Here is a 12,960-nt window from a genome sequence, read left to right as displayed (position 1 = left end):
CCTGCGAGGCGGCAACGCCGAATGGCTCTACGATGCCCTCTACTGTGCCCGTGGACAGGCCGAAAACCTGATCAAGCTTCACAAGGGCCAACTGGCATCCGACCGCACGAGCTGTCGATCGCCACTGGCCAACCAGGTCCGCCTGATCCTGCACACCGCCGCATACTGGCTGATGCTCACCCTGCGGGACGCCATCCCGGCCCCACAGCCGCTCGCCTCGGCCGAATTCACCACGTTACGAAATCGTCTTCTGAAAATCGCAGGACGCATCCTGGAAACCGCGACCCGTGTCCGTATCGCCTTTGCCGCCTCCTGTCCCGAAGCCGCGCTGTTCCGCAGTCTCGCCATCTCGATGCAGGCTGCCGGCCCGTGACAGACGGGGCTATCGCCCCCGAACCCGCCCCGTCCCCGCAACCCCAGCCACAACCACGCACCGTTTCAAAATGACACCGCCTCAACCCGGTGCGATCCCGCGCGCCCAAACCACAAAAGCAGAAAAATCCACCCAAAATACTCAATGCCGTGAATAAGATGGGCTAATCGGCAATATTGTGGGCGGAGCTATCATCCGTCTCGTCGGGGCCCTGATGCTCGAGCAGAACGATGAATGGGCCGTGTGCCGACGCTACATGACACTGGAAGGATTGGCTGCCATAAGCCATAACCAAACCATCAGCCTGCCAATCGTGGCAGTCTGACCCCCTCGAACCTATCGAGGATCGGTGTTCTTACACCACGCCTCGGGACACAGCCCGCGGAGTTACCTTTGGGTCCCAGAATTACGGATCACATCAGCCTGGGCGTGATTGCGCGGACATTTCCGATCGCGGCGGTGCGAGCCGCGCTGGAGGCCAACGGCAAGGCGAGCCTGCGGCAGCGTGATCTGCCGGCTCATGTCGTCGTCTATTATGTGATCGCGCTGGGCCTCTACATGCAGAGTTCGTATCGCGAGGTGCTACGGTGTCTGCTCGAAGGGATCCAGTGGCTGATGGGTCCATCCGCGACGATGAGGGTCGCCAGCAAGGCTGGTATCTCGCAGGCCCGGACGCGCCCGGGCTGGGAAGTGCTGCGCCATCTTCATGACGCCGTTGTCAGGCCGATCGCGGGCCGGGACACGAAGGGGGCGTGGTTTGCGGACTGGCGGCTCGTGAGCCTGGATGGCAGCACGCTGGATGTGGCCGATGAAGCCGGCAACGAAGCGGCATTCGGACGCCCCGGTGCCAGTCGCGGCAGCAGTGCTTTTCCGCAGATCCGTTTCGTCTCGCTCGTGGAGAATGGCACACGTGTCCTGTTCGGAAGCGAGATGGCGCCGTGCGCGACCAGTGAGATCACTCTGGCTCGCCCTGTTCTGGCGCGGCTGCAACCGGGCATGCTCTGCCTCGCCGATCGGCATTTCTTCGGGTATGACATGTGGAACCTCGCCCGGGGCAACGGGGCCGACCTGCTGTGGCGTCTCAGGAAAAACCTGCGCCTGGAACACGATCGTCGGCTGCCGGATGGTTCCTGCCTGAGCCGCATCTATCCGTCCGAGCGTGACCGGCGTCATGGGGCCAACGCTGTCGTGGTTCGGGTCATTGATTACCGTCTGGAAGGCATCGCCGGCGCCGAACCGATCTATCGTCTGATGACCACCATCCTCGATCCCCAACGCGCCCAGGCGGACAAACTTGCCGCGCTCTATCAAGAGCGATGGGAAATCGAGACTGCGCTTGACGAACTGAAAACCCATCTTCGCGGCGCGCGGATCACGCTGCGGTCGAAGACGCCCGACCTCGTGCGGCAGGAGTTTCACGGGCTGATCATGGCCCATTTCGCAATCCGTTCCCTGATCCATGAGGCCGCTCTCAAAGCCGACGAGGATCCCGACAGGCTCTCCTTTCTTCACGCCGTCAGGGTCGTGCGTCACAAGATGGCCGCAGCCGTCGCGTTTTCCCCCTCGGAAGCGGACGATCTTCCATAAGGCGGTTCTCGCCGAACTCCTTCAGGAGCGCCTGACGCCGCGTGTCGACCGCCGCAATCCACGCGGCGTGAAACGCAAGATGTCCAGCTTCCCGATCAGGCCGAACGCGCAGTCCCCACCGTCCCATTTCAACTTTCGCGCCGCCATCCAGATCATTAAGTGAACGGTATTATACCTAGCCGGGAACTTCGACGCATCGCGTACGTCACAGGCAGACCGGAACGGCGATTCGCCGAAACCTAAGCATAGATTTTTGGAAGAGGGCCTTGCAGAATAGGATTTTTTCCGGGTCGAGAGGGATGAGCCGGACCATGATCCCAAACGGCTCGGCCTGCTCAATATCCGTCTGCCCGATCCACACTGCCTACTAGGACCTCGCCTCGGCGGAAGCGTCGCAGATTGTCCAGAATAGACAATCCTCCTGTCTCGGTGCGGGTAATACTCGCGGTGTGCGGCGTAATCAGGACATCGGTCCTGCTCCACAACGGATGACCGACAGGCAGCGGTTCGGGCTCGGTGACATCAAGGATCGCGGCGCTCAGTTGCCCTTCATCCAATGCAGCGACAAGATCATCGGACACCAGTTGCCGGCCCCGGCCGCAATGAATCAGGCCGGCCCCACGCGGCAGGCGGCCGAACAGAGACCGCGCAAGACATCCTGTCGTCTCCTGCGTCAGAGGAAGCAGACAGACCAGAATGTCCGTCGTGGCCAGAAACGCATCAAACTCCCCGGCTCCCGCAAAGGTACGGATGTTTGCGATTTGCCGTCGGCTCCTCGCCCAACCCTGGCAATCATAGCCCATCGCCCGGATCGCCTCGGCCACCGGCAGGCCGAGCTGTCCCAGCCCCATGACGCCAACGGTCACGCTGGAGGCCGGGGGATAGGGATGTGCCTGCCAAACCTGCGCGCGCTGCTGGGCCACATAGCGCAACATGCCGCGATGAAGGGCTAGGACCGCGAAGCGCACATACTCTACCATGCCCTCCGTCAGCCCGGGCTCGATCATCCGCACGACCTGCACCTGGGCGGGTACAGCAGACAGATCGAGCTGATCCACGCCCGCGCCGACCGAGAACAGTAGTTTGAGATTGGGAAAGGTCGTGGCGAGGTCCGGCGGCGGAACCCAGGCCGCCATGAACTCGACTGCGGCCGGCGCGGCAATATCAGGCCAGATCTCGACTTTCTGGTCCGGCAGATGCGCCGCGAACAGTGCGCTCCAGACCTTCGCCCGCTCACGTGTGGACTTGATCACGAAGGACATGCCGCTCTCCTCAACCCAGCGCCTGGCTGCACAGCGCAAACGTCTGCGCGCCATGCGCCGGTGTCCGAACGTCCGCCGTCGTCATCGTCGTCACCGTGTCGACCAGAGGCAGCCCGATTTCATCCAGCCACGCGGACAATCCGCCATCCGACGGCACGTCCAGGCGCGTGAACCGCCCCGCGCAACTACCGATCCAGTGGGCGATCATCGCCTGGGCGAAGTCGGCCGTCGTGGCAACCACCGGGCCGATCACCTTGCCCCAGCCGAACATGCGGCAGATCGAATAACCGACCACCGCTCCGCCATCGTCCACCACGATGCCCTTGCCGACACGCAGCAGTTCAGCCAGCAGGTCATGCCTGTCCAGGCCGTTCGCCGCGCGATCCAGGGCCATCATCGCGCCCAGGTCATTCTGCCCTGCCGGGCGCAGCCGCATGCCCTCCGGCAAGGGAACGATCGGCTGGGTCATGGCCGTGGCCTGACGCTGCTCCACCACGCCGCATGGCCGGAAACCGAGTTTTTCGTAAAGCGGCAGGCCGCCGGGTGTCGCATTCAGGTGCAGCGCGCGGCCGTGCAGCGCCGTGCGCGCCTCCACCATCAGCCGCCGCCCGATACCATGCCCCTGCCAGACGCTCGAGACGATCACCATACCCACCGCGGCATCGTCCTGGCCATAGGGCCACCACATCAGGCTGCCCACCACCTCGCCATCCGCGGTAACGGCCACGAGTCCCTGGCCAACCGCGAACATGAACTTCCAGTCCTCAAGGCGATGCGGCCATCCCAGCGCCTTGGACAATCCGCTGGCCGCATCGATATCGCCATCCTGCATGGGACGCAGTTCGATCGCGGCCAGGCGGCCATTCTCTGTCCGGGTCTTCCCGCTCACGGTGGCGTCCTCCACGTTCGGCATGGTGAAGGGGCCGGTCACGTGATGCCCTCCATATGGAAGCTCTTGATTTCCAGGAATTCATCCAGACCGGGATGACCGCCCTCGCGACCCAGGCCCGACTGCTTTACCCCCCCGAACGGCGCGGATTCCATCGAGATCGCTCCAGTGTTCAACCCGACCATACCGAATTCCAGCGCCTCGCCCACTCGCCATGCGCGATGGAGACTGGACGTGAAAAAATAGCTCGCCAAGCCGAACGGTGTGGCGTTGGCGATGCGTACCGCCTCCTCTTCCTTCTCAAAGCGGAAAACCGGCAGGACGGGTCCGAACGTTTCCTCGCGCGCCACCAGCATATCCGTCGTCACGCCGGTCAGCACGACAGGACTGACGAAGCGCCCATCAACATGCAGGGGTGCGGAAGCATATCGGGCCCCCTGCGCCAGCGCGTCCTCGACATGCGCCCTGACCTTCGCCACCGCGGCATCATTGATGAGGGGGCCAAGCGTCGCGGCCGGATCGAGGCCGCTTCCGACCCGCAATGCCGCGACCTCGTCCAGCAGGCGATCGACGAACCGATCGTGGATGCCCGCCTGGACCAGGACCCGGTTCGCGCAGATGCAGGTCTGGCCGGCATTGCGGAACTTGCTTGCCATCGCCCCCAGCACGGCTAGATCACAATCGGCGTCGTCAAACACGAGGAACGGCGCATTCCCTCCCAGTTCGAGACTGAGCCTCTTGAGGGTATCCGCCGACTGCCGCATCAGGATCGCGCCTACCCGCGTCGAGCCGGTGAACGACAATTTGCGCACCACGGGGCTTGCTGTCAGTTCGGCGCCGATCGCCTCCGGCAGCCCGGTCACAACGCTGAACAGGCCGGCCGGCACGCCGGCCCGTTCGCCCAGAACGGCCACCGCCAAAGCGGAAAACGGCGTCAGTTCAGACGGCTTGAGCACCATGCTGCATCCGGCGGCAAGGGCCGGGGCGCATTTGCGGGTAATCATGGCCAGCGGAAAGTTCCACGGCGTAATGGCGGCGCTGACGCCAACCGGTTCTTTCAGCACCAGCACGCGCCGGTCCCGCGCGGGCGGAGCCAGCACGGCCCCGTCGATCCGGCGCGCTTCCTCGGCGAACCATTTGAAGAACGAAGCCGCATAACGCACTTCACCCTCGGCCTCGGACAGGATCTTGCCTTGCTCGATCGTCATGATCCGGGCCAGGTCCGCGCTGTTCTCGATGATCAGGTCATGCCACGCCATCAGGATCGCGGCGCGCTCGGCGGGCGCGCGACGCTTCCATTCCGCCTGCGCGCGTTCGGCGGCCTCGATGGCCGCGCGCGTCTCGGGAACGCCACATGCCGGAACGTGGCCGATGCTCTCCCCGGTGGCGGGATCATCCACCGCGATCGTGCGCCCGTCCTCGGCATCGGCCCATGCGCCGGCCACGAAAGCCTGCTGACGGAACAGGCCCGGGTCGTTCAGGCTGGAAGCGATCATTCTGGTCATCTCCGTGAAAAGGCGGCGTCTTTGCGGCTGTCTTGAAAGTGGGTCTGCGGAAAAAGTGACGGCATCATGCCGCACCATCCGCCTGGAGCAGCGGGGGAAGGTCGGCCAACGGGTGGTGGCAGGCGATCCGTGCTCCGCCCGCGCCGGGCACGACCGGAGGCGGAACATGGTCGCATATGTCCTCGATCCGCATCGCGCATCGCGACACGAAGGGGCACCCTCCGGCCGCGACGGGCGGTGGCGGGGCATCCGTCGCGACCTGCCGCTGTCGCGTGACCTCGTCCAGCCAACCCGGCCGCATCTCGGGCACCGAAGACACCAGCAGCCGGCTATAGGGATGATGCACGCCGTCCATCAAAGACGCGGCGTCGCATTGCTCCACCACATGGCCCCCCAGCAGCACCGCCACGCGGTCGCACACCGCTCGCAGCGCATGCAGGTCGTGGGTGATGAAGATGCACGACAGGCCGAGCGTCGCCTGGAGATCGGCCAGCAGTTCCAGAATGGCGGCGGCCACCACCGGGTCGAGCGCCGCCGTTATTTCGTCGCACAGCACCAGATCGGGCCGCGCCGCAAGGGCGCGCGCAAAATTGACGCGCTGTTTCTGGCCGCCCGACAGTTCCGGCGGCCGCCGTTCGAACACGCTCTGCGGCAGGCGCACCAGATCCAGCAGCCTCAGCGCTTCCGCGCGGGCTTCGGCACCGCGCAGGCCATGAAAAAACCTGAGCACGCGCATCAGAATGGCGCCAACCGTCCAGGCGGGATTGAGCACGAGATCGGCATTCTGCGCCACGATCTGCAAGCGCCGGCGCTGGTCGGGCGTACGCCGCGCCACGGCACCGGCAAGATCCTCGCCACGAAAGCGGATCGTGCCTGCCGCCGAGGCCTGAAGACCAGCGATGGTGCGGACCAGCGTGCTCTTGCCACAGCCGGATTCACCGATGATGCCCAGAATACGCCCCCGCGGAACGGAGAGATTGATGCCGTCCAGGATCCGCCGCGCGGGCAGGCCCCGCGCATCGACAGAGCCATAGCCCACCACCATGTCGGACAGGGTAAGAACCGGTTCGGGAACGGGACCGGCCGCCGCCATAGCGCGGACAGGCAGGCGGCTGGCTTCGACCAGTTCGCGCGCGTAGGGCGCATGCGGGCGTTCCAGCACCTCGGATGTCGGGCCGCTCTCGCACACCGCGCCGTTGCGCAGCACCACCGCACGGTCGGCGACCTGCGCCACCACTGCCAGATCATGCGTGACATAGACCCCGGTAATGCCGCGTTCCGCCAATACGGCGCGAAAGGCTTCCAGAACCTCGATCTGCGTCGTTACGTCCAGCGCCGTGGTCGGCTCGTCGAAGACCACCACTTCCGGTTCGGTGATCAGCGCCATCGCGGCCATCAGCCGCTGGAGCTGGCCGCCCGACAATTGGTGCGGATAGCGGGCACCGATCGTCTCGGGATGCGGCAGGGCCATGGCACGAAACAGATCGACGGCGCGCCGCTCGGCATCGCGACGTGGCAATACCCAATGGGAGAGCGCGGGCTCGATGACCTGCCGGTGCAGGGTGAGCGCGGGATTGAATGCCGAGCCGGCATTCTGCGCCACATAGCTGATCGTTTTGCCCCGGAAATTGCGCAACGGGTCGGGCGTCATCTGGTCGACCCGGTAGCCGGCCACCTCGATCTCACCACCCGAAATGCGGCATCCCGGACGAACATATCCCATGAGCGAGAGGGCGATCGTGGTCTTGCCCGAGCCGGATTCGCCGATCAGGGCGAGCATCTCGCCCCGCTGGACCTCCAGGCTGACGTCGCGGACGATCCCGACCTCGCTTCCGTCCCTGCGCCGGCCCGCCACATGCAGGCCCCGCACCGAAATCAGCGCCGTCATGAGCGTTGCCCGCCCAGGGCAAGATTGATGCCGACCGTCAGCAGGGCAAGGACCACGGTGGGGACAAGGACAGCCGGCGCGCCATAGGCCAGGCCCAGCACGTTTTCACGCACCAACGAGCCGAGATCGACCAGCGGCGGCTGCACTCCGAGCCCCAGAAAGCTCAGATTGCTGAGCAGGAGAACGGCATAAACGAAACGCAGGCCGATGTCGGACAGCAAAGGCCCCATCATGTTCGGCAAAATTTCGCGCAGGATGACGAAAGAACGGTTTTCGCCACGCGCAAGGGACGCGGTCACATAATCCGCCCGCGCGATCCGCAACGCCAGGGCGCGGCTGGTGCGATACGCGCCCGGCATGTAGATCACGCCCATCGTCAACACCAACGCCGGGATCGACTCCCCGGCCGCCGCGATCACCAGCAGCGCGAACAGCAGGCTGGGAATGGACAGCAACCCATCCATCAACCGCCCCAGCACGCGTTCGACCCAGACGGAAGTCGCCGTCGTGGCAATGCCCAGCACGAACCCGCAACAGCATGAAATCAGGGTCGAGAGCGTGCTGATCAGCACGGTATAGCGCACGCTCCACAGCAGCCGACTGCCCACATCGCGCCCCAGATAATCCGTGCCCAGCCAGTGACGGACGGAAAACGGGGCAAAGACCTCCCGATCCACGATCTCGCCCGGCGCATGCGGCGCCAGCAGGGGGCCGAGGGCAGCCAGGGCGAACCACGCCGCAAGCAGGAGCAGAGCACGGCGCGATCCCGGCGCAAGGCGCGCGGCACCCGCCAGGCAGGTCCGGAGCGCGCTCAATGGCTGCCTCCGCGTCGCGTGGAAGCAACCGCCACCACGTCCGCCAGCGTCGTCAGGAACAGATACGCCACGCAGAAGATCAGGGCACAGCACTGCACCACGGGAACATCGCGCGCCGCCACCGAGTCCACCATCAACCCGGCCATCCCGGGATAGTTGAACACCGTCTCCACCACCACCACACCGCCCAGCAGCGAGGACAGGCTGAGTGCGATGGCATTCACCACCGGGCCGATAGCATTCGGCAGGGCATGAAACAGGACGATGCGCACGGGCGGCACGCCTTTCAACACGGCCATCTCGATCCATGGCGCGGAAAAGACATCGATCATGCAGGCACGGATCATGCGGCTCATCTGCGCCGTCGTCGCGCCGGCCAGCGTGATGACCGGCATGAAGAAGACCCGGATGAACTGCCAGACCGAATGGACAGCATTGATATCCGCCAATGCCGGTGCGACGCGGAACTGAACGGCAAACACGAAAACCGCGACCGTCGCCAGCAGAAAGACCGGAACCGAGACGACACCCAGCAGAGCCGTCGTCACGAACCGGTCGAAGCGCGAGCCCTGTCGCATGGTGCAGGCCAGCCCGAGGGCCAGAGATGCCGGCACCGACACCGCCGCCGTCGCGCCGGCGAGCAGGAGCGAATTGTACAGACGCAGCCCGATCAGTTCGGCCACCGGCCGCCCCGTCAGCAGCGACCGGCCGGGATCGGCATGCAGCATGCTGTCCAGCCAATGCCAGAATCGTAGCCATGCCGGCTGGTCCAATCCCATGGCATGCCGCAGGGCCGCCGTGGCCCCGGCCGTGGCACCCTGCCCCAGCAGCGTGTCCGCGACATCGCCCGGCAGCGCTGCGGTGATCGTGAAGATCGCCACGATCACGAACACGAGCGAAAACGCCGACGCCCCGAGACGTCCGAGAACGAGCCTGCCCAGACCGCGATTCATGGATGCCCCACCGCATTGTCCAGCCAGACGGATCGCGTGAACCCATACCCCATCAACTGCCCGGCGCGATTGGGCCGCAGGCCCCGCACTTTCGGATCGAACGCATCGAGGCTGGTCGTGAAGGCGGGAATGCAGACCCCCGAACCGTCACGGATCATGGCCTGCATGTCATGATAGATCCGCCGGCGCACGCCCTCGTTCCGTTCCGCACGGGCCTGCAACAACAGGGCATCGAAGCGCGGGTCGCGCCAGCGGGATTCGTTCAGCGGCGCCCGGCTCCCAAAGCTCAGCGCAAACGTCATGTCGGTCGAAGGGCGCGCATTCGTGTTGCCGAAACTCATCGGCGTCTTCATCCAGTACTGGCTCCAATACCCATCCACCGGCATGCGGCGGATGCCCAGCGCCATCCCGGCACGCTCGGCGGCATATTGCAGCAGGACCGCGATATCGACCGAGGCCAGGGCGGTAGGCGAGCAGAACAGTTCGAGATCGCGGCCGCCCATGCCGGATTTCTTCAGATGAAAGCGCGCACGATCCGGATCATGCATCGTCTGGGGCAGATCGGCCGCATAATTGGGGTCCTCGGGAGGGATCGGATGATCATTGCCGATCCGCGCATAGCCAAGAAAAACGGAATCCCGCACCTGTTCGCGGTCGAACAGATATTTGATGCCCGTCACGAAATCCGCGCTGCTCCCCGGCATCTGGTCGAGCCTGATGGCAAGATCCGTATAGGTGCCGACCGGGCTTTCCATGAGTCCGAACCCGCGCGCCCGCAGCATCCGGACCAGGCGCGGATTGGCCGAGGCAATGATGTCCACGTCGCCCGACAGCAGGGCATCGTGCCGCGACATGTCGTCGGCGATCGCGATCAGATCGATCGTATCGAGCCATGCCGGCACGCCCCAGAAACCGGCATTGCGGCGGCCCGTGGTGCGAATCCCCGGCTGGAATCCCGTGCAGACGAAGGGTCCCGTTCCATTCGCCGTCGAAAAATCCTTCGTTCCGTCACGGATGATCGCAAAATTATCCATGCCCAGCAGAGACGGGAAATCGACGTTCGGGCCGACCAGTTCGATCTCGACGGTCAACGGGCCCGTCGCCCGGACGCGGCTCATCTCCTGCGCCGCCATCCATTGCTGGGAGGCAACGGCGGGGTCCTTGTGCCGGTTGAGCGAGTAGACAACATCCGCCGCCGTCAGCGTGGCCCCGTCATGGAAGGCGACGTCCCGGCGCAGGGTGACGTGCCAGGTCTGGAAATCGTCGCTCTCCAACCGTTCGGCGAGCGCCGGCTGGGGGATCATCCGATCGTCCAGCGCCATCAGGCCATCATAGAACGACTTGCCGCGCACATAATCGCTGGCCACTGACATCCGGGCCGGGTCCAACGTGTCGGCGGTCGATCCGGTGAGGCCCGCGAACCGCAGATGACCGCCGCGCACCGGGGCCCCGGCCGCCCGCGCGGCACGGCCGAACAGGGCCGACGCCGCCCCCGCACCTGCGGCAATACCGAACACCTCCCGGCGCGAGAGGCGCCGGGCCGACGGGATGGCCGCGATGCCAGGTGCCATTACGAACCCGCCATCATGAAATGGCATCCTTGATGCGATACCATGCCCCGACGGCCGGCAGGAACCAGGGCTTGCCGTAATGACCGGCGATCGCGGGCCATGCGCCCTGATCCCACAGAATGTCCGAGCGCATCCCCAGCATGACCCCGGCCATGGCGCTGCCGAGATGGACGGACATCTGCGTCCCATGCCCGCTGAATCCGGTCGCAAAGAACAGGCCGTCATGCTGTCCCGCATGGGGCAGCCGGTCGGCCGACATGTCCACGACGCCTCCCCAGCAATAGTCGATGCGCGTTTGCGCCAGGGCCGGAAACATGCCGATCATGCTGCGCCTCAGCACGATTCCGCTCTTGGCGTCGTCACGCGGCCCGGGCAGGGCGAAGCGGGCCCGGCCACCGAAAATCAGCCTATTGTCCGGCGTGGTCCGAAAGAAATTGCCGATCAACCGCGTCGTCGTACAGGTACGCGCTTCCGGCAGCAGGGCCTGGCGCAGGTCGGCCGGTAGCGGCTCGGTGGCCACGATGAAGCTGCCGATGGGCACGATCCGGCGGCGGAACCAGCCGAACGGCCCTTTTTCGGAGGCACCCGTCGCGATCAGGACGCGATCCGCCTCGACGACGCCGCGCGTGGAGGTCACGCGATAGCGCGTGCCGCCCAGGCGCTCCAACCGGGTGACGAACGCATGTTCAAACAGCAGCGCGCCGCGCCGTGCCGCAGCTTCGGCCAATCCGGCCCCGAAACGCCCCACATGCATCGAGGCGCTGCGCCGGAACAGCAGCGCGCCGTGAAATGAATCCGACGCAACCTCGCGCCGAGTCGCCGCGACGTCGAGAAAGGCGACATCACTGTCGACTTCCCGCCGCAGAAATTTGGCGCTCGCCTCCAGCTTGGCCACATGCTCGGGCTTGGCCGCGAGTTTCAGCTTGCCGCCCCGAAGGAAATCGCAGTCGATCGCCTCATCCCGCACGATCGTCTCGACGGTGGTCACCGCATCGTCGAAATCGCGATAGAACGCGCGCGCCCGCTCCAGCCCATATGCGGCGACCATACCGCCGAAATCCTGGGCAAGCCCGTTATTGCATTGGCCCCCATTGCGCCCCGAAGCCGCTTGCGCGACCCGGGCGCCCTCCAGCACCACGACCCGGGCGCCCTCCAACGCCAGCGCGCGCGCGGCGGCCAGTCCGGTATAGCCGCCCCCTATCACCACCGCATCCGCCCGGGACGGAACGGGGCCGGCAGCCCCTCCATCGAAGGCGGTCGCGGTGTTGATCCAGTAGCTGTGGGACGTCATGCCTGCCTTACCTGTTACCATGCCGCAGCCGAAGCCGAGCAAACCCTGAAATCCGAAGATCTCAGGGTTGGACCATCAGAGACCAAGAACGCCCGGCAGCCCGCCGATATCGCTGATCTCCGTATAGCCGTATTCCGGCGTCGAGGGCTCGTGCCCTCGCGCGACGAACACCTTGTTCTTCACGCCTAGGTCGCGGGCCGGCATCAGGTCGTACCGCAGGGAGGACGAGACGTGCAGGATGTCTTCCGGGCCGCAGCCGAGCTCGTCGAACATGTATTCGAAGGCCCGCATGCGCGGCTTGTAGGCCCGCGCATCTTCCGCCGTCAGCACCTTATGGAACGGCACGCCAATGTTCGCCACGTTGGAATGGATCTGGGCATTCATGGCGTTGGACAGGATCACCAGCGGAAATTCCTTCGCCACGCGGGCCAGGGGCTCCTGCACATCGGGCCACGGGCCCCAGCTCGGCACCGCATCGTAGAACTGGTTTGCCACCGAGACATCGAAGGGAATGTTCCACCGCCGGCAGGTCCGCTCCACGGCATTGAGCACGACATTGCGGTAGGGCTTCCATTCGCCCAGCACCTCGTCCAGCCGATAGCCGGCGAAATCGGCCACGAACTGGTCCATGCCTTCAGCCGGCACGACATCGCCGAAAAGCCGGCGCGCCGTGGGTCCCATGGCGAAATTGACGAGTGTGCCGTAGCAGTCGAACGTAACGAATTTGGGCTTGAACAGAGACATGATTTTACAGGACCTCCTGCGTGACGAATTTCAATAGAGCATGAGCATGCCGACATACTACGCTGGTTTCGCCGGCCGTTGC

Annotated in this window: 11 protein-coding genes; 2 read left to right on the top strand and 9 right to left on the bottom strand. The window is 65.1% G+C overall.

Going from position 1 to position 12,960, the window contains the following annotated elements; genetic code table 11:
* On the top strand, positions 1–373 hold a 373-nt coding region (locus HLH48_RS20875; protein WP_182999403.1), incomplete at its 5' end, for a transposase.
* Between the two features lie 345 nt (positions 374–718).
* The gene (locus HLH48_RS20865; RefSeq protein WP_373320301.1) at positions 719–1,960 is read left to right on the top strand and encodes an IS4 family transposase; all 1,242 of its coding nucleotides are present in this window, start codon (positions 719–721) and stop codon (positions 1,958–1,960) included.
* Between the two features lie 335 nt (positions 1,961–2,295).
* Here HLH48_RS20865 and HLH48_RS20860 read toward each other — a convergent pair whose 3' ends face one another.
* The 9 genes from HLH48_RS20860 to HLH48_RS20820 all read right to left on the bottom strand — a co-directional run bounded on the left by HLH48_RS20860 (position 2,296) and on the right by HLH48_RS20820 (position 12,878).
* Positions 2,296–3,222, bottom strand: a complete 927-nt coding sequence (locus tag HLH48_RS20860) for a 2-hydroxyacid dehydrogenase (protein WP_182999401.1) — start codon at positions 3,220–3,222, stop codon at positions 2,296–2,298.
* A gap of 10 nt (positions 3,223–3,232) precedes the next feature.
* Positions 3,233–4,153: a GNAT family N-acetyltransferase gene (locus HLH48_RS20855; protein ID WP_264813305.1), complete on the bottom strand. Its 921-nt coding sequence runs from the start codon at positions 4,151–4,153 to the stop codon at positions 3,233–3,235.
* The gene (locus tag HLH48_RS20850; RefSeq protein WP_182999400.1) at positions 4,150–5,607 is read right to left on the bottom strand and encodes an NAD-dependent succinate-semialdehyde dehydrogenase; all 1,458 of its coding nucleotides are present in this window, start codon (positions 5,605–5,607) and stop codon (positions 4,150–4,152) included. The genes HLH48_RS20855 and HLH48_RS20850 overlap by 4 nt, the downstream gene beginning before the upstream one ends.
* 73 nt (positions 5,608–5,680) lie before the next feature.
* Positions 5,681–7,504: an ABC transporter ATP-binding protein gene (locus tag HLH48_RS20845; protein WP_182999399.1), complete on the bottom strand. Its 1,824-nt coding sequence runs from the start codon at positions 7,502–7,504 to the stop codon at positions 5,681–5,683.
* Positions 7,501–8,319, bottom strand: a complete 819-nt coding sequence (locus HLH48_RS20840) for an ABC transporter permease (protein ID WP_246387621.1) — start codon at positions 8,317–8,319, stop codon at positions 7,501–7,503. The genes HLH48_RS20845 and HLH48_RS20840 overlap by 4 nt, the downstream gene beginning before the upstream one ends.
* Complete coding sequence (locus HLH48_RS20835; protein WP_182999398.1) at positions 8,316–9,272, bottom strand: ABC transporter permease; 957 nt, start codon at positions 9,270–9,272, stop codon at positions 8,316–8,318. The genes HLH48_RS20840 and HLH48_RS20835 overlap by 4 nt, the downstream gene beginning before the upstream one ends.
* Complete coding sequence (locus HLH48_RS20830) at positions 9,269–10,843, bottom strand: ABC transporter substrate-binding protein (RefSeq protein ID WP_182999397.1); 1,575 nt, start codon at positions 10,841–10,843, stop codon at positions 9,269–9,271. The genes HLH48_RS20835 and HLH48_RS20830 overlap by 4 nt, the downstream gene beginning before the upstream one ends.
* A gap of 13 nt (positions 10,844–10,856) precedes the next feature.
* Positions 10,857–12,134 (bottom strand): NAD(P)/FAD-dependent oxidoreductase, encoded by a 1,278-nt coding sequence (locus HLH48_RS20825; RefSeq protein WP_182999396.1) that lies wholly within the window; start codon positions 12,132–12,134, stop codon positions 10,857–10,859.
* Between the two features lie 75 nt (positions 12,135–12,209).
* On the bottom strand, positions 12,210–12,878 hold the full coding sequence (locus HLH48_RS20820; RefSeq protein ID WP_182999395.1) for a haloacid dehalogenase type II: 669 nt from the start codon (positions 12,876–12,878) through the stop codon (positions 12,210–12,212).
* Positions 12,879–12,960: the final 82 nt, after the last annotated feature.

The organism is Gluconacetobacter sacchari (assembly GCF_014174255.1).
GTDB classification, from domain to species: domain Bacteria; phylum Pseudomonadota; class Alphaproteobacteria; order Acetobacterales; family Acetobacteraceae; genus Gluconacetobacter; species Gluconacetobacter sacchari.
This window is presented reverse-complemented; position numbering and strand designations above follow the sequence as displayed.